Genomic DNA, 19,592 nt, shown 5'->3' on the forward strand with positions numbered 1-19,592 from the left:
CGCCCGTCGAGTAATGCCGTGCGGCAAAGGGAACTCGCGGCCTTTAAGCGTGCCAGATCTCGTCGCGGTACTCGCGAATGGTGCGGTCGCTCGAGAACCAGCCGCTCGAGGCGGTGTTGAGCAGCGCCTTGCGGTTCCAGGTCTCCTGGTCGCCATAGCTGCCCGTGAGCTTCTCCCATGCATCCACGTAGCTGCGGAAGTCTGCCATGACCAGGTCGGGGTCGTTGTTGTTCATAAGCTCGTTGTAGATGCTCTCAAAGTTGCCCGAAAGGCCGGCAAACGTGTTGTCCTTGAGCTCATCCATCACGCGGCCCAGACGTTCGCGATCATTGTTGAGCGTATCCCACGCAAAGTAGCTGTTCGATGCCCAGAGCTGCTCGACCTCGGGAGCGGTCAGGCCAAAGATCGCCTCGTTCTCGCGGCCGGCCAAATCGGCGATTTCGATGTTGGCACCGTCGAGGGTGCCCAGCGTAATGGCGCCGTTCATCATGAGCTTCATGTTGGACGTGCCCGAGGCCTCCTTGCCAGCTGTGGAGATCTGCTCCGAGATCTCGGCGGCAGGGTAGATGAGCTGTGCGTTGCTCACGCGGAAGTTGGGGATAAAGCAGACCTTCATGACTTCGTTGACGCGCGGGTCGTTGTTGATGACCTCGGCCACCGAGTTGATCAGGCGGATGGTCTCCTTGGCAAAGGTGTAGCTCGAGGCGGCCTTGCCGCTAAAGATAAAGGTCGTCGGTGTCACGTGGAAGTTGGGATTGGCGATGCGACGGTTGTAGATGTCCATCACCTTCATGATGTTCATGAGCTGGCGCTTGTAGGCATGGAAACGCTTTACCTGAACATCGAAGACGGTGTTGGGGTCAATAACCAGACCGGTCTCTGCCTTAACGTAGGCGGCAAGACGCTCCTTATTGGTGCGCTTGGAGGCACCCACGGCCTTAAGGAACTCGGTGTCGTTCTGGAACTCCTTGAGTTTCTCCAGCTCAAAGGCGTCCTTCAGCCAGCCGTCGCCAATGGCCTCGGTCACGAGCTTGGCGTAGGTGGGGTTGGCCTCGGCAAAGAAGCGACGGTGCGAGATGCCGTTGGTCTTGTTGTTGAACTTCTCGGGCGTCAGGGCATAGAAGTCCTTGAGCACATTGTTCTTGATGATATCGGAGTGAATCTTGGCCACGCCGTTGACGCTGTGGCTGCAGATCACAGACAGGTTGGCCATGCGAACCTCGCCGTCCCATAGGATGGCGGTCTGGCGCAGACGCTCCTGCCAGCCCTCCTGCGTAGTATCGAACGACTCATGCCAACGACGGCTGATTTCGTCGATGATCTGGTACACACGGGGGAGGAGCTTGGAGAACGTGCCGATGGGCCACTTCTCCAAGGCCTCGGGCAGGATGGTGTGGTTGGTGTAGCTCACGACCTGCGTCACGATGTTCCAGGCGTCATCCCACTCGAGCTTCTTCTCGTCGATGAGGATGCGCATGAGCTCGGGGCCGCACATGGCGGGGTGCGTATCGTTGGTGTGGATGGCCACAAACTGCGGCAGCAGCTCCCAGTTCGCGCCGTGTTCCTTCTCAAAGGTGTCGAGCAGGCTATAGATACCGGCCGATACAAACAGGTATTCCTGCTTCAGACGAAGCAGACGGCCGTGCTCACCGGCGTCGTTGGGGTAGAGGATGGCACTGATGGCCTCGGCCTCGGCGCGCTCGGCGTCGGCCAGGGCGTAGTCGCCGCGGTTGAAGGCCTCAAGGTCAAAGTGCTCCTCGACCGGCTCAGCGGCCCAGACGCGCAGCTTGTTGACGGTCTCGCCGGCATAGCCCACCACGGGGATGTCGTAAGGAACGGCCAGGATGTCCTGCGTGTCCACGGTTCGATAGAACGTGCGGCCGTTCTCCTCAAAGCCCTCGACGCGGCCACCAAACTTAATGGTCACGGCCTTGTCCTGACGACGGACCTCCCAGGGATAGCCGTTGGTGAGCCACTCGTCGGTGGTTTCGACCTGGCTGCCGTTGACGATCTCCTGTTTAAACAGGCCGTAGCGGTAGCGCATGCCGTTGCCGTAGCCGGCAATGCCCTCGGCTGCCATGGAATCCAGGAAGCATGCGGCCAGACGACCCAGGCCACCGTTGCCCAGCGCCGGATCGGGCTCCTGGCTCTCGATGACGGACAGGTCAAGGCCCATATCGTCGAGCGCCTCGGCGACCATGTCGCGCACGCCAAAGTTGAGCAGGTAGTTGTCGAGCAGGCGGCCGATCAAAAACTCGATCGAGAAGTAGTACACGCGCTTCTTGCCCTCGGCGGTGGCGCGGGCGTCGCTCTTAGTGGCAACGGTGCGGGCCTTTTCGGCCACGAGCTTGGCCAGGGCGTTAAAGCGATCCAGATCGCTGGCTGCCTCGACGCTCTTGCCGCTAATGCTCATGACGGCATCGCGATAGAGCTCGGTAAACTCCTGCTTGTTGTCGAAGATCTTATTCATACGTTCCTTTCCCCCGGGGATGTTTCTCCCGGAACGGCTGTGACTTGTATCCTACGCCCCGCTGGGGCGGGTAATTACAGCTGTAACGGCTTTGTTACGCATCCTTAGGTGATGACTTAACAGAAGCAGATTTGGCTTTGGTAGCGGCCTTTTTGGCAGCCGGCTTCTTGGTCTCGGTAGCCTTGGCAGCGGGCTTTGCGGCGGCCTTAGCCTTGGCCTTGGCCGTCGTAGCCTTTGCCTTGGCCGGAGCCTTCTTGGCGGCCGCTGGCTTGGGCTTTACCGAGGACGCACGCTTGCGGGTCGCCTTCTTGGGCTCCTCGACCACGGGCGGCTTATAGCTACTGGGGCCGCGACGCTTAAGCACCACGCCTGCCAGGCTGGGCACCTTAATCTCGATGGAGTCCATCTGCCCGTTCCAGGGATAGGGCTCGCTCGAGCAGGTGTAGGGCTCCTCGCCAGCATAGCCGCTGCCGCCAAACTCGGGACGGTCGGAGTCAAAGATGACCTCCCAGTCGCCCTCACGCGGCACGCCCACACGGAAGCTCTCGTAGGCCGCCGGGTCAAAGTTGATCAGGATCACGAGGTCGTCATCGACGTTTTCGCCCTGACGCACAAAGCTCACGATGGACTGCTTGGAGTTGTCCGCGTCGATCCAGGTAAAGCCATCGTCATTGTAGCCGCGCTCGTACAGGGCGGGCTCGGCGGTATACAGGTGGTTGAGCGCCTTAATGAACGCCTGATGGTGTGCATGGGTCTCATACTGCTCGGTCAAGAACCACTGAATAGATTCGTAGTAGCGCCACTCGATAAACTGGCCGATCTCGTTGCCCATAAAGTTGAGCTTGGCACCGGGGTGCGTCATCTGGTAGAAGGCGAGCGTGCGCAGGCCGGCAAACTGGCGCCACCAGTCACCCGGCATGCGGCCGATGAGCGAGCACTTGCCGTGCACGACCTCGTCGTGGCTCAGCGGGCAGATAAAGTTCTCGGTAAAGGCGTACATGATGGAGAACGTGAGCAAGCCATGGTTGCCGGGGCGCCACGGAAAATCGGTCTGCATGTAGTGCAGGGTATCGTTCATCCAGCCCATGTCCCACTTGTAGTGGAAGCCCAGGCCGCCGTCCTGCGGCGGATAGGTCACAAGCGGCCACGCGGTGGACTCCTCGGCCATCATCATCACGTCGGGGTAGTGCGCCTCAACAGCGCAGTTGACCTGACGGATAAACGCGCTGGCGTCCAGGTCCTCCTCGGTACCGTACTTGTTGAACTTCTTTTGGCCAGGATCGTCAATGCCAAAGTTGAGGTATAGCATGCTGGACACGCCGTCCATGCGAATGCCGTCCACATGGAAGTTCTCGATCCAGTACAGCACGTTGGAGACCAAGAAGGAGCGGACCTCGCCGCGGGCGAAGTCAAACTTGTGCGTGCCCCAGTTGGGGTGAATCTCGTGCTCAAACAGCATGTGGCCGTTAAAGGTGGCAAGGCCGTGGGAGTCGGCGCAAAAACCGCCGGGCACCCAGTCCATGATCACGCCGATGCCCGCCTCGTGGCACGCATCGATAAAGTGCATGAGCTGCTGCGGGTTGCCGTAGCGCGACGTGGCGGCAAAGTAGCCGGTCGTCTGGTAGCCCCAGGAGCCATCGAAGGGGTGCTCCATAAGCGGCATGACCTCGATATGCGTGTAGCCCATATCGCGTACGTAGTCCACGAGCTCCACCGACAGGTCGTCGTAGGTGTAAAACTCGCCGCGCTGCGCAGGGAAGGGGTCCATGGGGCCGGGGTAGTTGCCGTACTCGTCCGGGTCGCCCTGTGGCTCGTCTCCGTGGCGCTTCCACGAGCCAATATGCACCTCGTAGATGTTGAGCGGCTGCGACATGTGGTTGTGGCCGGCGCGGCGCTTGAGCCACGCGGCGTCGTTCCACTGGTAGCCATCGAGGGTCCACAGCACGCTCGCCGTTCCCGGAGGGCACTCGGCCTTAAAGGCGTACGGATCGGCCTTGTAGAGCTTTTCGCCCTCGTTGGTCTCGATGAGGTATTTATAGAGCTGGCCCTGCTCGGCGCCAGGAATAAAGCCTTCCCAGATAGCGCTCGTGTGTACGGGCACCAGCGGGTTGGCTTGTTCGTCCCAATTGTTAAATTCACCGATAACGTGGACGCTCTTAACGTCGGGCGCCCAAACGCAAAAACGCCAGCCGCGCGTGCGCTGCTGCGTGTCGGGATGCGCGCCCATCTTTTCCCAGCTGCGCTCCCACATTCCAATGCCAAACAGATAGACATCGTCCTTGGTGAGCTCCGGTGCGTGCGGGGCGGCTTTACGGGTAGCGGGCTTTTTGGTTGCTGGCTTTAGCTTTGTATCGCTCACGTTTGATCCCATCATGACGCGGCAGCGTGTTGCCTTGGTGACTAGATGCGAAAGGTCCAAGGCTGCACGAATCGAAGGGACGGCGATAGCTCTATGAGTCGTCCCACCTCGCGTGCTCGGTGGAACTTTCGGCAAAAACCACAATAACACCTGTCCGTTAGTTTTATGGACGAAAGTGGATTTACGGTGGCGTTTAATCGGTGAGCGCCATGTTTATGCCACTGACAGAATTGCGATGGTAAAACTCTTGACAGTTTTACCAATTAGGGTTTCAAGATTTTTAGATTTACGTTTGGTAAAACGTTTTTAGCAGGTTGTTTACCATTTGACATTGAAAGGTTTGCGAATGAACCACACAGCCGCCTCTAATGTTGCTTTTATCTTTGATTGCGACGGCACACTGGTAAATAGCACTCCCGTTTGGGGCTATGCGCAGCCCGAACTATTGCGGCGTCACGGCATTGATGTAACGGTTGACGATTTTGCCCAGTTTGAGCATTTGTCGCTCGAGGACGAGTGCCAGGCCTACCACGACACCTGGGGCATTGGCGAAAATGGCGAGGAGCTGTATCGCGAGCTGAGCGACATCCTGATCGATGGCTACTCCAAGGTGCCGCCGCGCGAGGGGCTCCTGGCATTTTTGGAGCAGGCGAAATTGGCCGGCATTGCTATGTGCGTGGCCACGTCCACGCCGGCCGAGCTGGTGCAGTCCGCACTCGCGGGTGCGGGGCTCGACGCCTATATGGAGTTTATTACCACGACGGGCGAGGCGGGCCGCTCCAAGCAGTTCCCCGATGTGTACGAGCTGGCGCTGCGCCGCCTTGAGGAGCGCCACGGGCACCAGTTTGAGCGCGCGTGGGTGTTTGAGGACGCCGTCTTTGGCCTTAAGAGCTCTGGCACTGCAGGCTTTAAGCGCGTGGGCATTTATGACCCGCACGGCCGTATGGAGCGCGACGAGGTTCGCGATAACTGCGACATCTTTATCGATAGCTATGAGGACCTGGATCTGGCCCGTGTGCTTGCGTTTAAGGGCTAGGCGAGGGCCGTGGCTTGCAAAGTATTAGTTGTTTGCGGCTCACCGGTGGTGGCGAGCGTGGATCTGTTGCGTCGACTAGCGGGGGAGTGCGACCACGTTGTCGCCGTGGACCGCGGGCTCGATGCACTGCTGGGCGCTGGCCTGGGTTGCGACGTGTATGTAGGAGATGCCGACACGGTGAGCGACACCGGTCGCGCGTTGGTCGATGCCGCCGAGGCCTTTGAGGTTGAGCGTCACGACCCCTACAAGGACTATACCGATCTAGCGTTGGCGCTCGATTCGGTCCGCCGTCGCTGGCCGGGTGCCGAGGTGGTTGCGACCTGCGCCACCGGCGGTCGCCCGGACATGGCGCTTTCCGTAACTGGGCTGCTTGCAGGCTACAAGGATGCCCCCATTTGGATTGCCGAGGACAAGGTGGTCGCCCGCATCCTTCACGCAGGCGAGTCGTGGACCATCGAGGGGGCCGAGGGCAAGACGTTCTCCATCATCGCCATAGCCCCTAGGACAGTAGTAAGCGAACACGGCCTAGAGTGGGAACTGGACCACAGCCCTCTAGGCCTGTTAGCTGACACGGGCATCTCTAATGTCGTAAGGAAAACGGCCAAGATTCAAGTCCACCAAGGCATCGCAATCGGTTTTTTATACCGTGAGGGTTTTATCGGGACGGTGGGTTAATTGACTGATTTTGCCGAAGTCAAAATCAGTCAATTCAGCCCCGTCCCAGGAAAACCCGTAAGAAAAAGTTTCAACAAAAATCTCTTGCATCAAGCAAAACATTCCCCTATAGTATCTCCTCGTCACGGGGGCGTAGCTCAGCTGGGAGAGCGCTTGACTGGCAGTCAAGAGGTCAGGGGTTCGATCCCCCTCGTCTCCACCATCGTGAATGCAAAGGCCTTCGGAAAACCGGAGGCTTTTTTTCTTATAAAGAGGCTCAATTGGTTGACTGTGTTCGCGGCGGGCGTTTCGGCGCAAGTCTATAAAAAGGTTTAATCATTTCAATAAATGGCGGCGTGGTCCAGCGGGATTTACGAGTACGAGCATCCCAAGATCTTCGACACCTATTACGAGAAGGTCTTGCCGTATGAAAATTGGTTTAGCTGCTGGTTTTGACGACGAGTGTAGGAACAGGTCGTTGTGCTGCAAGTATGCCGTAAACACGGATTGTGTCGGAGTGGTCTGGCATACGATTTTAAAATCGAAGCCAAAAAGTTCTTGGTAATCCTCGCGTTGCTATGTTAGTATCTCTTTTGCCGAAAGGCGACGGGCGATTGGCTCAGGGGTAGAGCATATCCTTCACACGGATGGGGTCACAAGTTCGAATCTTGTATCGCCCACCATCAAAAGCACAGGTCAGAGGTGATAAGCCTCTGGCCTTTTTCTTTTTGACACAGAGAGTGTGATCAAAAAAGTTTCTTCAAAATTGTTCTTGCACCCTTAGAGGAGTTCCCGTATAGTACTTTTTCGCACGGGGGCGTAGCTCAGCTGGGAGAGCGCTTGACTGGCAGTCAAGAGGTCAGGGGTTCGATCCCCCTCGTCTCCACCCGAGCATTGAATGAGGCTCCAACGCAAGTTGGGGCCTTTTTTCATATAGGCACACAAGGTCAAAGGCAGGACCATGATCCTTCCGATCGAAAAGATCGTGCGTTGAATGACCATTGCGCGCATGGTAGTATTTCACGTCGTGGTGCAACTACACGCTAAATGGAACTTCTCCATGGCCTTTGCAACCACTAATATAAAGGGCTCTTGGCGCAACGGTTAGCGCAGGGGACTCATAATCCCTGGGTTCTGGGTTCGAATCCCGGAGGGCCCACCAGGTTTTTCAACAGGTCAGGCAATTTGTCTGGCCTGTTTCTTTTTCATGGCAACATTTTCTTGCAAGTAGCTTGTTTGCCCACTTCCAAACGCCTTGTGTCGCGTTCATGGCGGGAGGTCCCCGGGGGCGACCGGGCTGGAGCCGGAAAGGCGGGCTGCGGCAGCACCGCACGCCTTAGGGCGCGCCCCGCGGGCATGGCCAGGCATCGCGGACCCTCGATCCTGTGCGGGTCCGCGCCCCCGCGCCGCGACGGCGAAAGTTTTTCTAAAATTGTCCTTGCATCGCCGTCCGAGTTCCCGTATAGTACTTCTTCGCACGGGGGCGTAGCTCAGCTGGGAGAGCGCTTGACTGGCAGTCAAGAGGTCAGGGGTTCGATCCCCCTCGTCTCCACCCGAGCATTGAATGAGGCTCCAACGCAAGTTGGGGCCTTTTTTCATATAGGCACACAAGGTCAAAGGCGGCACCATGATCCTCCTGGTCGACAAGATCGAAAAAAGCTTCGGCGCGCGCGTCCTCTTTAGCGGCGCGTCCTTTCAGATCAACCCCGGCGAACGCTTTGCGCTCGTGGGACCCAACGGCGCCGGCAAAACCACCATGCTCAAAATCATCATGGGTATCGACAGCCCCGACGCCGGCCAGGTCCAGTACTCCAAGGACTGTCAGGTGGGCTACCTCGAGCAGGAAACCAACCTGGAGCACAAGGATACGACCATCCTCGCCGAGGTCATGGCCGCCGCCAAGGAAATCCGCCGCATGGGCGAGCGCGCCAACGAGCTGCAGGCCCAGATCACCGAGCTCTCTGAGCAGGGCAAGGACGTCGACGCGCTCCTTAACGAGTACGGCCAGGTCCAGGACCGCTTTGAACACTTGGGCGGCTACGAGCTCGAAAGCAATGCCCGCAAGATCCTGTCCGGTCTGGGCTTTAAGGTCACCGACTTTGAGCGCCCGTGTTCCGAGTTCTCGGGCGGCTGGCAGATGCGCATCGCGCTGGCCAAGCTCTTCCTGCGCCATCCCGACCTGCTGCTTCTGGACGAGCCCACCAACCACCTGGACCTCGAAAGCGTCCAGTGGTTGCGCGGCTTTATCGCCAACTACGACGGCGCCGTGCTCATCGTCAGCCACGACCGCGCCTTTATGGACGCCTGCGTCGACCACGTCGCCGCGCTCGAGAACCGCCGCGTGACCACCTACACCGGCAACTACAGCAGCTACCTCAAGCAGCGCGAGGACAACCTGGAGCAGATGCGCGCCAAGCGTGCCGCCCAGGAGCGCGACATCGCCCACATGCAGGTTTTCGTCGACAAGTTCCGCTACAAGCCCACCAAGGCCGCCCAGGCGCAGGAGCGCATCCGCAAGATCGAGCAGATCAAAAAGGAGCTCGTCATCCTGCCCGAAGGCCACAAGCACATCGACTTTAAGTTCCCCGACCCGCCGCGCTCCGGCGACATGGTCGTGGGCCTGGAGGGCGTGTCCAAGTCCTACGGCAACAAGCACATCTATAGCGATATCGACCTCAAACTTTATCGCGGCGAGCATGTGGCGCTCGTCGGCCCCAACGGCGCCGGCAAGTCCACCCTCATGAAGATCATCGCCGGCCTGGAGCCGCCCACTACCGGCGCGCGCGACCTGGGTACCAACGTGGGCGTGGCCTATTACGCCCAGCACGCGCTCGAGGGCATGACCGAGTCCAACACCGTCCTGCAAGAAATCGACACCGTTACGCCCAAGTGGACCGTGCCGCAGCAGCGCAGCCTGCTGGGCGCCTTCCTGTTTAGCGACAACGATTCTATCGAAAAGCAGGTTCGCGTTCTTTCCGGCGGCGAAAAGGCGCGTCTGGCCCTGGCTAAGATGCTCGTGGCCCCCGAGGCACTTCTGTGCCTGGACGAGCCCACTAACCACCTGGACATCGACTCGGTGGACATGCTCGAGAACGCCCTACAAAACTTCCCCGGCACCATCGTGCTGATTAGCCACGACGAGCACCTGGTGCGAGCCGTGGCCAACCGCGTGATCGACATCCGCGATGGCAAGGTCACGGTCTATGACGGCGACTACGACTACTACCTCTACAAGCGCGAGGACCTCGCGGCCCGCGCCGCCGCCGAGGCTGCAGGGGAGAGCACACCTTCCGCGGCCAAGCCCACCAAAGCCAGCGCCGCCCAGGCCGATACCTCCGCTGCGGCCCCCAAGCCGGCCGAGGGCAAAAAGACCAAGGAGCAAAAGCGCGCCGAGGCCCAGGCCCGCGCTGCGCTCAACAAAAAGCTCAAGGGCGTGCGCAACCAGCTCAAGAAGATCGAGGCCGAGCTCGACAAAAAGCGCGCCCGCTATGACGAGCTTATGGAATTGATGGCGAGCGAAGAGCTTTATGCCGATCAGGATAAGTTCAACGCCGCCCTGGGGGAATATAACGGGCTTAAGCAAGAGCTGCCCAAGCTCGAGGACGAATGGCTGGAGCTTTCCACCCAGATCGAAGAGGAGACCGCGCGTGAACTCTCGTAAGGCCGCTGCCGTGGCGATGAGCATCATAGCCATCGCGTGCCGCATCTGCGGCATCTTTATGAGCGCGATGACTGTGCTGCTGTGCTTTAGCGGCCTCACCGCCAAGCTGCAGATTGTGGGCTTTGTCGTTGAGCTTTCGCGCGCGCTGCCGAGCGCCATCGCCGGCTATGGCGTCATCACATCGCCCTTTGGCGGTGTGTTCCGCCTGGATTACGCCATCGTGGCCGTCATCCTGTTTGTGGCCGACTATCTGCTTACGCGCGCCTCGCGCCGCGTCCGCTAGGGGAGCGCCATGTCCAGCAGCTACCTCATGAACCTGCTCGCGAGCGCTGGCGCTGTCATCGTGGGCATCGTGATCCACGAGAGCGCACACGCCGCCGCGGCCTGGGCGCTTGGCGACAAGACGGCCCGTTCGCGCGGCCGCGTCTCGCTCAACCCGCTCAACCATATCGACCCGTTTGGCACCGTCCTCCTTCCGCTGCTCATGCTCGCCGCCGGTGGCCCGGTGTTCGCCTTCGCTAAGCCCGTGCCGGTCTACCTCAACAACCTCAAGCACCCCAAGCGCGACGAGGTCCTGGTGAGCGCGGCCGGTCCCGCATCGAACATCGCACTGGCGTGCCTTGCGGCCGCCATCATGCACGCAGCATATGGCAACCTCTACACCAGCATGTCCTTTGCCGTAGCGTCCCAAATCATGAACTTTGGCGCCACCTTTATCGTGGTCAACCTGTCGCTCGCGTTCTTTAACCTCATCCCGATTCCGCCGCTTGACGGCTCGTCTATCATCGTGCCGTTTCTCAAAGGCAAAGCACTCGCCAACTACTACCAACTTCAGCAATACGCCATGCCGATTCTTATCATCGTGCTGTATCTGCTGCCCATGTGGACCGGCATCGATGTGATCGGCCGGTATTTCGACGTTACCGTGTATCCGCTCGCTGGGCAGCTGCTTAACTTCGCAATCGCCGGCATCTAGGGTAAACTTACAGGTCGACCGTGCAAAACGGTCGCAACATGCACCCAAACCGCGCCGCGAAGGCGCCGTCAAAGGAGGTCGAAGATGTCGTATCGCGTGTCGACGCAGGTCTACAGCGGACCGTTCGACCTGCTGCTGCAGTTGGTAACCCGCCAAAAAGTTGATATCGGCGCCATCTCTATCAGCGAGGTGGCCGAGCAGTACCTGGCCGAGGTCGAGCGTATTGAGGCGCTGGACCTGGACGTGGCGAGCGACTTTTTACTGGTCGCGGCAACCCTTTTGGACATCAAGGCCGCCTCGCTGGTGCCGCAGGAGGCCCCGCGTAAAGCCGACGACGATGACGAGATTGACGAAGACCTCGAGGAACTCAGCGCACTCGACGGCGACGCCCTGCGCGAGGTCCTGATCCAGCGCCTGATCGCCTACAAGCAGTTTAAGGGTGCGGCGACGGCTCTTGGCGCGCGCATGCAGGCCGAAAGCCGCATGCATCCACGCGTGGCCGGCCCCGACCCCGAGTTTTTGGGCCTTATGCCCGACTACCTGGCCGGTATCACGCTGCGCGGCCTCGCCGTCATCTGCGCCGACCTGGACGGCAAGCGCCAGACCTTCTTGCTGGAGGCCGAGCACGTGGCGCCGCATCGCGTGCCGCTCGACCTGACGGTGGCCTCGGTCGACCGCTTTACCATGGCGCACCAAACTTGCACCTTCCGCGAGCTGCTGGACGGCGACGCCACCACCGAGCAGCTCGTCGTCACCTTCCTGGCCATGCTGGAGCTCGCCAAGCGAGGCTCGCTCACCCTGAGCCAGGACGAGATCTTTGGAACCATTCAGATCCACCGCGTCGAGGGCGCCGAGGCATACGTGCCCGGCGAGGGCCCCGAGCTCACCGAATAGGAGCGGCAACCATGTCAACCCTTTCCACGCTAGAGGCAAACAGCCTCAAAGGCGCCCTCGAGGCGCTCCTGCTGGTTTCGAGCGATCCGGTGAGCGCGCCCGCGCTGGCAGATGCGCTGGATATCGCCCCGGGCGAGTGTGCGTCGCTTTTGGCCGAGCTCAAAGTTGAGTACGAGGAGGCCAACCGCGGCTTTCAGCTGCGCGAGGTCGCCGGCGGCTGGCGCCTGTTTACGCATCCCGCCTACCATGACGTGGTCGAGGCCTATGTGCTGAGCTGGGATACGCAAAAACTGTCGCAGGCGGCGCTCGAGACTCTTGCTGTGATCGCCTACCACCAGCCCGTCACGCGCGAGGTGGTCAAGGGCATCCGCGGCGTCAACTCCGACGGCGTCATCGCGTCGCTCGTTGACAAGGGTCTGGTGCGCGAGCTCGGTCGCGACCCCCAGCGCGGTCAGGCCATCATTTACGGCACGACCAACGCCTTTTTGGAGAAGTTCGGTCTGCGCTCCACCCGCGACCTGCCCGATCTGGAGCAGTTTGCCCCCGACGAGCAGTCGCGCCAGTTTATCCGCGAGCGCCTGAGCGGCCGCAGCATTCAGTCTACGCTCGAGGAGCAGGTCGAGGACCTGGACGAAGAGCGCGAGCTGCTGGATACCGATGTTGAGGATGTCGAGGCAGTCGGTGGCGAGGAAACACTTGCCACCGACGACGCTGCGGAGGATACGCATGACGAGGACTAGCGAAGCAGGGGAGACGCGTACCGCTTGCGCCACGGGCGCACCCGCGACCGACGCCCAGCCCGTCTACCCGCACACCATGCGCCTGCAGCGCCTTTTGGCGCGCGCGGGTGTTGCGAGCCGCCGCGGCTCGGAGGACCTGATGACCGCCGGCCGCGTGACTGTCAACGGCCAGGTCGCGACCGAACTGGGTACCAAGGTCGATGTGGACCGCGACCATATCGAGGTTGACGGCATGCCCGTCAAGCTCAACCAGGGCGCCGTGTACCTGATGCTCTACAAGCCGACCGGCTACCTCACCACCATGAGCGATCCGCAGGAGCGCCCCTGCGTGGCCGACCTGGTCCCGCGCGACCGCTTTCCGGGGCTCTTCCCGGTGGGTCGCCTGGACCGCGACACCACAGGCCTTTTGCTCTTTACCACCGACGGCGACCTGTCACAGGACCTGCTGCACCCCAGCAAGCACGTCTACAAGACATACCAGGCGCTCGTGGACGGCCACCTGACCGATCGCGACTTGGAACCGCTGCGCCGCGGCATCGAGCTCGACGACGGCCTGTGCCAGCCGGCGATCTGCCGCGTCATTACCGCGCGCGAGGCCGAGGCGGTGGCTCCGCAGGGTGTGAAGCCCGGCACCACTGCCGTGGAGGTCATCATCCGCGAGGGGCGCAAGAACCAGGTCAAGCGCATGCTGAGCAAGATCCACCACCCGGTGATCCGCCTGCACCGCTGCAACTTTGCTGGCCTGGAGCTCAAGGACGTGGCCAAGGGCTCGTGGCGCGAGCTCACCGACCGCGAGGTGCAGATCCTCAAGGCCGGCGGCATCCCGCCCAAGCAGGCCGGCGCCAAGCGCGGCGCTGCGCCGGCGACCAACACCGCGACTCGCACGCGCCACCACGGCAGCCACGGCTCCGCGCCCAAGCGCAACACCTACCGCGAGCGCTACACGGGCTAGCCAGTCCGCCAAGCCGCAGCGCCCGCGTCCCACACCAGCACGTCAACCACCGAAAGGAAGCATTGCATGATCGTCGCCATCGACGGCCCCGCCGGTTCCGGCAAGTCCACCATCGCCAAGGAGATCGCCCGCCAGCTGGGCTTTAACAAGCTCGACACGGGCGCCATGTATCGCGCCGTCACCTTCGCCGCGCTCGACCGCGGCATCGACCTGGACGACGAGGCAGCCATCGACGCCCTCGCTGAGCAAATCGAGATCCGCTTTACCAACGGCACCGGCGAGGACACGCGCCTGACCATCGACGGCGCGGACGCTTCGGCTGCCATTCGCACCCCGCAGGTGGACGCTAACGTCTCCAAGGTCTCGGCCTACCCGGGCGTGCGCGCGGCCATGCTCATCCATCAGCGTCGCGCCGCCGAGGACCGCGATATCGTAGCCGAGGGCCGTGACATCGGAACCGTCGTGTTCCCCAACGCGCAGGTCAAGGTCTTTCTGACCGCCGATCCACGCGAGCGCGCCCGTCGCCGCGTGCTGCAGCGCCACCAAAACGACACCCAGCCGCTCACCGAAGAGCAGCTCGAGGCCGAGGTCGACGAGACGCTCGACGCCCTCAAGCAGCGCGACAAGCTCGACAGCAGCCGCGAGGTCGCGCCGCTCGTGCCCGCCGAGGACGCGGTGCACGTCGACTCCACCGCACATACCATCGACGAGGTCGTCTCGATAATCGAGAACCTCATCAACCAAAGGAGGTAGCTCATGCGCCTGTTTAAGCAGACGCCCGAGGATTACTACAACGCGCCTTATGCCGAGTTCCCCGTGCTCATCCGCGGCACCGTCTTCGTGGTCATGGCAATCCTTTGGGCTTTCTCCAAGCTCATGTGGCGCTGGAAGGTAGAGGACAGCGACCTGCTGTTTGAGCGCCAGGAAGGCCGCGGCAGCGTGGTCATCTGCAACCACACCTCGATGGCCGAGCTCCTGGCTGTAGAGACGGCGCTATTCTTTGGTGGCCGCCGCGTTCGCCCCATCTTTAAGTCCGAGTTTGCCAAGAGCAAGATCGTGCGCTGGGCCTTTAGCCGCGTGGGCGGCATTCCCGTCGAGCGCGGCACCGCCGACATGAAGTGCCTGCGTGCCGCCCAGCATGCGCTGCAGCGCGGCGAGGACGTCCTGATCTTCCCCGAGGGCACGCGCATCCGCTCGCGCGAGATCAAGCCCGAGGTCCACGGTGGCTTTGCGCTCATTGCCCAGATGGGCAAGGCACCCGTCAACCCGCTCGCCATCTGTGGCTGGTCCGATATCACGCCTGCGGGCAAAAAGCTCATGCGCCCCAAAAAGTGCTGGATCCGTGCCGGCAAGGCCATCTCGCTTTTCGATGCACCGGCCGAGCTCAAGCGCAAGGAGCGCCTGGCATGGTTTGAATCCGAGGCCATGAACCGCGTCTACGCCATGCGCGACGACCTGTGTGCCGAGCACCCCGGCAGGTTCTAGCCATGGGCGAGGAAGTCATGGATACCGCCGCGACCGCCGCTGAGGAGGTCCTCCCCACCATCGAAATCGCAGCGCATGCCGGTACCTGCTACGGCGTGCAGCGTGCGCTCGACATGGCTCTGGCCGCCGCGCCGCAGGCAGGGGAGAGCGCTCAGGTCCACACCCTGGGCCCGCTCATCCATAACCCCATCGTGGTGCGCGAGCTCGCCGAGGCAGGCGTCGGTCTGGCAGACACCTTGGACGACGCCGCATCGGGCACCGTGGTTATTCGCGCGCACGGCGTGGTGCCGCAGGTCATCGAGGCTGCTCGCGAGCGCGGCCTTACCATGGTCGATGCCACCTGCCCCTACGTCAAGAAGGTTCATGTGGCGGCCGAGCGCCTGGTGCGCGAGGGCTACCGCGTGATCGTCGTGGGCGAGCCGGGCCACCCCGAGGTCGAGGGCATCCTGGGCCACGCCGGCGATGACGCGCAGGTCGTGAGTTGCGCCGCCGATGCGGACGCGCTGCCGCTCAAGGGCAAGGTGGGCCTGGTTGTGCAGACCACCCAAACCGCGAAGAACCTGGCCGAGGTAGTGGCCTCCATCACTCCGCGTGTGCAGGAACTACGCGTGATCAACACGATCTGCGCTGCCACGAGCAAGCGACAGCAGGCGGCCGCTGCACTTGCCAACCGCTGCGACTGCATGGTCGTCGTGGGCGGCAAAAATTCGGGCAATACGCGCCGCCTGGCGCAGATTTGTGCCAATGTCTGCGAGCACACCCATCACATCGAGGAAGCATCCGAGATTGAGGCCGCATGGTTTGCCAACGCGCGCCGCATCGGCATCACCGCCGGAGCCTCAACTCCTCAAGAACACATCGAACGCGCCGTTGCGCGCATCAAGGAGCTTTGTCGCTAATCATGGACCAGACCGTACCCGCATACGCCGCCGAGGTGGCCGATTACGGGCGCAACCGCGACCCCGAGCCGGGTGAGGGCGCGCTCGTAAAGAACGTGCGTCCCGAATCGCCCGCATGGGATGTGGGTATCGAGCCGGGCATGCGCGTGCTCACGGTCAACGGCGAGCGACTCACCGACATGATCGTGTGGCTCTGGGAGGCCGACGAGGACACCGTCGAACTTGAGGTTCTCGACCCGCGCGACGGCACCGTCACCCCCGTCGAGCTCGATCGCTTTCCCGGCGAGGACTGGGGCCTTGAGTTCGACGGCCCCATCTTTGACGGCATGCGTACCTGTGTGAACGCCTGCGTGTTCTGCTTTATGACGATGTTGCCCAAGGGCGGCCGCTCAACGCTCTATATTCGTGACGACGACTACCGCCTGAGCTTTTTACAGGGCAACTTTGTCACGCTCACGAACCTTTCCGACGAGGACGTGCAAAACGTTATCGACCGCAACATGAGTCCGATGAACGTGTCGGTCCATGCCGTAAGCCCCGACGTCCGCCGCCGCATGATGGGCCGTAACGCCCAGCGCGGCATGGACGTGCTCGAGACCATCATGGCCGCCGGCATCGAGATTCACGCGCAGATCGTTTTGTGCCCCGGCATGAACGACGGCGAGGAGCTGCAAAAGACCCTACGCTTTTGCGAGGAGCACGAGCAGATCACCAGCCTGGGCATTGTGCCGCTCGGTTTTACCAAGCACCAGAGGCGCTTTACCTGGTCATACAGCGACAAACCTGAGCTCGCGCGCGAGACCATTGCCATGATCCGTCCCTTCCAGGATCGTGCCTACAAGCGCTTTGGCCGCCACACCTTCCAGATGAGCGACGAGTTCTATCTGGACGCCGGCATCGAGCCACCCCAGGCCGATTTTTACGACGGCTACCCGCAGTATTACGACGGCATCGGTATGATTCGCTCGTATCTAGACGAGACCGACGACGTGCTTGCCGCCGACGCCGAGCGTCTGGCCCGCGTCCGCGCTGGCATCGCCGGGCGCAACCAGCGCCTCCTGTGCCTCTCCGGCACCAGCGCGCGCGACACCGTGGCTCGCTTTGTGGAGTCGCCACGGGGCCTTGCCGGCACCGTCACCGCTATCAAAAACCGTTACTTTGGCGGCAACGTGGACGTGACCGGCCTCATCGTCGCCTGCGACATTCTGGAGCAGCTGCCGCAGGACCTCTCGGGGGTTATGCTCTTTGTGCCTAAGCTCATGTTCAACGCTGACGGCATGACGCTTGACGAGTATCATCGTGACGATTTACTCGCAAGCCTTGAAGCTCGCGGCGCCGAGGTTCATGTGGTGTCGACCATGCCGCATGAGCTGCTCGATACCCTGGAGCATATCCTTGGCATTGTGCCCGCAGGCTCTACTAATTCCGCTGACCCTACCCATTAAAGGAGTGCAGATGAAACCTATCGTCGCCGTCGTCGGACGCCCCAACGTGGGCAAGTCCACGCTCGTTAACCGCCTGGCCCAGACCTCGGACGCCATCGTCCATGAGTCCCGCGGCGTAACGCGCGACCGCTCCTACCACACGGCCGATTGGAACGGCCGCGAGTTCACCATCGTCGACACGGGTGGCATCGAGCCGCTCAAGAGCGATGACGTCTTTGCCACGTCCATCCGCGACCAGGCCCTTGCCGCCGCCGAGGAAGCCGCCGTCATCCTGTTTGTGGTCGACGGCCGCACCGGCGTCACCGAGGAGGATGAGTCGGTCGCCCGCATGCTCAAGCGCTGCGACAAGCCGGTCTTTCTGCTGGTGAACAAGCTCGACAACCCCGATCGCGAAAACGACAGCATCTGGGAGTTTTATTCGCTCGGCATCGGCGAGCCAACGCCGCTCTCGGCCCTGCACGGCCACGGCACGGGCGACCTGCTCGACGACATCGTTGCCCTGTTGCCCGAGGAGGAGGACGAGGTCGCCGACGAGTTCCCCGACGCGCTGAACGTCGCCATCATCGGCCGCCCCAACGCCGGTAAGTCCTCGCTGTTCAACCGCATCCTGGGTGCCGACCGCTCCATCGTGTCCAACATCGCCGGCACCACGCGCGACGCCATCGACACCGTCGTGGAGCGCAACGGCAAGCACTACCGCATGGTCGACACCGCGGGTATTCGCAAGAAGAGCACCGTATACGAGAACATCGAGTACTACTCCATGGTCCGCGGCCTGCGCGCCATCGACCGTGCTGACGTGGCACTGCTCGTCGTAGACGCCTCCGTGGGCGTTACCGAGCAGGACCAGAAGGTCATGGGCTTGGCCATCGAACGCGGCTGCGCCATCGTCGTTCTGCTCAACAAGTGGGATCTGCTCGACGACGACCGCAAGCGCGAGGCCTGCATGGAGACCGTCGACCGCCGTCTGGGCGTCATGGCTCCCTGGGCCCAGTACCTACGCATCTCGGCCCTGACAGGCCGCAGCGTCGAGAAGATCTGGGCAATGGTCGACGCCGCCGAGAAGGCGCGCTCGCAAAAGATCACCACCTCGCGCCTCAACACCTTCCTCACCGACCTGCGCGAGTTTGGCCACACCGTGGTGGACGGCAAGCGTCGCCTGCGCATGCACTACGTGACCCAGACGGGCGTTAACCCGCCGACGTTTACGTTTTTCGTCAACCACAGCGACCTGGTCAACGACACCTACCAGCGTTACGTGGAGAACCGTATGCGCTCGACCTTCGATTTTTCCGGCACGCCCATTCGACTCTTCTTTAGGAAGAAGGAGCAAAAGGATGCATAATCCGATTCTGCTGACCGCCATCTGCGCCGTGGTCTCGTTCTTTATCGGAGCGATTCCGTTTGGCCTGATCCTGGGCCGCGCGTTCAACCACACAGATATTCGCAAGGCGGGCTCCGGCAACATCGGCACCACCAACGCCCTGCGCGTAGCCGGTCCCAAGGTCGCCGCGCTCACGCTGCTGCTCGACTGCTTGAAGGGCGCCATCTGCGTCCTTATCGCGCGTCCGCTCATCGCGAGCGTGGGCTATGACTTCCCGGTGAGCATTATGGCTCCCGGTGCCGCCGGCGACTGGATACTCGGCGCCATTTGCCTGGCTGCCGTGTGGGGACACATCTTCTCGCCCTACCTCAACTTCCGTGGCGGCAAGGGCATCGCCGTGGGGCTGGGCGTCATACTGGCCTGGTACTGGCCCATCGGACTTTCGCTGCTGGGCATGTTTATCGTGGCCGTCGCCATCACCAAGTATGTGTCGGTGGGCTCGCTTGCCGCGGCCATCGGTCTTCCCATCGCCGCCTGCGCGGTCTTTCCGTACAGCAGCCTGGGACTCAAGTTTTGTATGGCGATGATCGGCATCACCGTGGTGTGGGCCCATCGTGCGAACATCAAAAAGCTCATGACGGGCAAGGAGTCCAAGCTCTCGTTTACCAAGCGCGTCACCGAGCCCGACGATAAGTAG

At 61.6% G+C, this 19,592-nt stretch carries 16 protein-coding genes and 5 tRNA genes; 19 read left to right on the plus strand and 2 right to left on the minus strand.

What is annotated here, in order from left to right; translation table 11 throughout:
• Positions 1 to 43 precede the first annotated feature (43 nt).
• Together ACTNB2_RS01465 and glgB are read right to left on the minus strand one after the other, a co-directional pair.
• The gene (locus ACTNB2_RS01465; RefSeq protein ID WP_441041079.1) at positions 44 to 2,470 is read right to left on the minus strand and encodes a glycogen/starch/alpha-glucan phosphorylase; all 2,427 of its coding nucleotides are present in this window, start codon (positions 2,468 to 2,470) and stop codon (positions 44 to 46) included.
• Between the two features lie 94 nt (positions 2,471 to 2,564).
• Positions 2,565 to 4,844 (minus strand): 1,4-alpha-glucan branching protein GlgB, encoded by a 2,280-nt coding sequence (gene glgB, locus ACTNB2_RS01470; RefSeq protein ID WP_441041077.1) that lies wholly within the window; start codon positions 4,842 to 4,844, stop codon positions 2,565 to 2,567.
• A gap of 331 nt (positions 4,845 to 5,175) precedes the next feature.
• On the opposite strand from glgB, the gene ACTNB2_RS01475 reads away from it, so the two are divergent.
• The 19 genes from ACTNB2_RS01475 (at position 5,176) to plsY (ending at position 19,592) form a co-directional block, all read left to right on the plus strand.
• Positions 5,176 to 5,865, plus strand: coding sequence for an HAD family hydrolase (locus tag ACTNB2_RS01475; RefSeq protein ID WP_441041076.1), 690 nt, complete (start codon positions 5,176 to 5,178; stop codon positions 5,863 to 5,865).
• 9 nt (positions 5,866 to 5,874) lie between these two features.
• Positions 5,875 to 6,540, plus strand: coding sequence for a thiamine diphosphokinase (locus tag ACTNB2_RS01480; protein ID WP_441041075.1), 666 nt, complete (start codon positions 5,875 to 5,877; stop codon positions 6,538 to 6,540).
• A gap of 126 nt (positions 6,541 to 6,666) precedes the next feature.
• Positions 6,667 to 6,742 (plus strand) — tRNA-Ala (locus ACTNB2_RS01485).
• Positions 6,743 to 7,127: 385 nt separating this feature from the next.
• Positions 7,128 to 7,202, plus strand: a tRNA-Val gene (locus tag ACTNB2_RS01490).
• 130 nt (positions 7,203 to 7,332) lie between these two features.
• Positions 7,333 to 7,405: transfer RNA gene (locus ACTNB2_RS01495), tRNA-Ala, on the plus strand.
• 200 nt (positions 7,406 to 7,605) lie between these two features.
• A tRNA-Ile gene (locus ACTNB2_RS01500) sits at positions 7,606 to 7,681 on the plus strand.
• A 317-nt stretch (positions 7,682 to 7,998) separates the two neighbouring features.
• Positions 7,999 to 8,071 (plus strand) — tRNA-Ala (locus tag ACTNB2_RS01505).
• A 75-nt stretch (positions 8,072 to 8,146) separates the two neighbouring features.
• Positions 8,147 to 10,180: an ABC-F family ATP-binding cassette domain-containing protein gene (locus ACTNB2_RS01510; RefSeq protein WP_441041301.1), complete on the plus strand. Its 2,034-nt coding sequence runs from the start codon at positions 8,147 to 8,149 to the stop codon at positions 10,178 to 10,180.
• Positions 10,167 to 10,463 carry a hypothetical protein gene (locus tag ACTNB2_RS01515; protein WP_164473297.1) on the plus strand — a complete coding sequence of 99 codons (297 nt, stop codon included), beginning with the start codon at positions 10,167 to 10,169 and terminating at the stop codon, positions 10,461 to 10,463. The genes ACTNB2_RS01510 and ACTNB2_RS01515 overlap by 14 nt, the downstream gene beginning before the upstream one ends.
• A gap of 9 nt (positions 10,464 to 10,472) precedes the next feature.
• Positions 10,473 to 11,156, plus strand: coding sequence for a site-2 protease family protein (locus ACTNB2_RS01520; protein ID WP_441041303.1), 684 nt, complete (start codon positions 10,473 to 10,475; stop codon positions 11,154 to 11,156).
• Between the two features lie 84 nt (positions 11,157 to 11,240).
• The gene (locus ACTNB2_RS01525; RefSeq protein ID WP_441041304.1) at positions 11,241 to 12,050 is read left to right on the plus strand and encodes a segregation and condensation protein A; all 810 of its coding nucleotides are present in this window, start codon (positions 11,241 to 11,243) and stop codon (positions 12,048 to 12,050) included.
• A gap of 11 nt (positions 12,051 to 12,061) precedes the next feature.
• Positions 12,062 to 12,790 carry an SMC-Scp complex subunit ScpB gene (gene scpB, locus ACTNB2_RS01530; protein ID WP_427748055.1) on the plus strand — a complete coding sequence of 243 codons (729 nt, stop codon included), beginning with the start codon at positions 12,062 to 12,064 and terminating at the stop codon, positions 12,788 to 12,790.
• Positions 12,777 to 13,742 (plus strand): pseudouridine synthase, encoded by a 966-nt coding sequence (locus ACTNB2_RS01535; RefSeq protein ID WP_441041307.1) that lies wholly within the window; start codon positions 12,777 to 12,779, stop codon positions 13,740 to 13,742. The genes scpB and ACTNB2_RS01535 overlap by 14 nt, the downstream gene beginning before the upstream one ends.
• 66 nt (positions 13,743 to 13,808) lie before the next feature.
• On the plus strand, positions 13,809 to 14,495 hold the full coding sequence (gene cmk, locus ACTNB2_RS01540) for a (d)CMP kinase (protein WP_441041309.1): 687 nt from the start codon (positions 13,809 to 13,811) through the stop codon (positions 14,493 to 14,495).
• A 3-nt stretch (positions 14,496 to 14,498) separates the two neighbouring features.
• Positions 14,499 to 15,227 carry a lysophospholipid acyltransferase family protein gene (locus ACTNB2_RS01545; protein WP_441041311.1) on the plus strand — a complete coding sequence of 243 codons (729 nt, stop codon included), beginning with the start codon at positions 14,499 to 14,501 and terminating at the stop codon, positions 15,225 to 15,227.
• A 2-nt stretch (positions 15,228 to 15,229) separates the two neighbouring features.
• Positions 15,230 to 16,126, plus strand: coding sequence for a 4-hydroxy-3-methylbut-2-enyl diphosphate reductase (locus ACTNB2_RS01550; RefSeq protein ID WP_441041312.1), 897 nt, complete (start codon positions 15,230 to 15,232; stop codon positions 16,124 to 16,126).
• 2 nt (positions 16,127 to 16,128) lie between these two features.
• The gene (locus ACTNB2_RS01555) at positions 16,129 to 17,571 is read left to right on the plus strand and encodes a DUF512 domain-containing protein (protein WP_441041314.1); all 1,443 of its coding nucleotides are present in this window, start codon (positions 16,129 to 16,131) and stop codon (positions 17,569 to 17,571) included.
• Between the two features lie 10 nt (positions 17,572 to 17,581).
• Complete coding sequence (gene der, locus ACTNB2_RS01560; RefSeq protein WP_441041316.1) at positions 17,582 to 18,916, plus strand: ribosome biogenesis GTPase Der; 1,335 nt, start codon at positions 17,582 to 17,584, stop codon at positions 18,914 to 18,916.
• Positions 18,909 to 19,592: a glycerol-3-phosphate 1-O-acyltransferase PlsY gene (gene plsY / locus ACTNB2_RS01565; RefSeq protein ID WP_441041317.1), complete on the plus strand. Its 684-nt coding sequence runs from the start codon at positions 18,909 to 18,911 to the stop codon at positions 19,590 to 19,592. Before der ends, plsY begins: the two co-directional genes overlap by 8 nt.

The sequence above is a fragment of the Collinsella sp. HCP28S3_G2 genome (assembly GCF_052065125.1).
In the GTDB taxonomy this organism is placed as follows: domain Bacteria; phylum Actinomycetota; class Coriobacteriia; order Coriobacteriales; family Coriobacteriaceae; genus Collinsella.

Bases quoted from the DNA above. Each gene is read 5' to 3' on its own strand.
- ACTNB2_RS01465 (WP_441041079.1), bottom strand. From the start codon at position 2,470: ATGAATAAGATCTTCGACAACAAGCAGGAGTTTACCGAGCTCTATCGC.
- glgB (WP_441041077.1), bottom strand. From the start codon at position 4,844: ATGATGGGATCAAACGTGAGCGATACAAAGCTAAAGCCAGCAACCAAA.
- ACTNB2_RS01475 (WP_441041076.1), top strand. From the start codon at position 5,176: ATGAACCACACAGCCGCCTCTAATGTTGCTTTTATCTTTGATTGCGAC.
- ACTNB2_RS01510 (WP_441041301.1), top strand. From the start codon at position 8,147: ATGATCCTCCTGGTCGACAAGATCGAAAAAAGCTTCGGCGCGCGCGTC.
- ACTNB2_RS01520 (WP_441041303.1), top strand. From the start codon at position 10,473: ATGTCCAGCAGCTACCTCATGAACCTGCTCGCGAGCGCTGGCGCTGTC.
- ACTNB2_RS01525 (WP_441041304.1), top strand. From the start codon at position 11,241: ATGTCGTATCGCGTGTCGACGCAGGTCTACAGCGGACCGTTCGACCTG.
- scpB (WP_427748055.1), top strand. From the start codon at position 12,062: ATGTCAACCCTTTCCACGCTAGAGGCAAACAGCCTCAAAGGCGCCCTC.
- ACTNB2_RS01535 (WP_441041307.1), top strand. From the start codon at position 12,777: ATGACGAGGACTAGCGAAGCAGGGGAGACGCGTACCGCTTGCGCCACG.
- cmk (WP_441041309.1), top strand. From the start codon at position 13,809: ATGATCGTCGCCATCGACGGCCCCGCCGGTTCCGGCAAGTCCACCATC.
- ACTNB2_RS01545 (WP_441041311.1), top strand. From the start codon at position 14,499: ATGCGCCTGTTTAAGCAGACGCCCGAGGATTACTACAACGCGCCTTAT.
- ACTNB2_RS01550 (WP_441041312.1), top strand. From the start codon at position 15,230: ATGGGCGAGGAAGTCATGGATACCGCCGCGACCGCCGCTGAGGAGGTC.
- ACTNB2_RS01555 (WP_441041314.1), top strand. From the start codon at position 16,129: ATGGACCAGACCGTACCCGCATACGCCGCCGAGGTGGCCGATTACGGG.
- der (WP_441041316.1), top strand. From the start codon at position 17,582: ATGAAACCTATCGTCGCCGTCGTCGGACGCCCCAACGTGGGCAAGTCC.
- plsY (WP_441041317.1), top strand. From the start codon at position 18,909: ATGCATAATCCGATTCTGCTGACCGCCATCTGCGCCGTGGTCTCGTTC.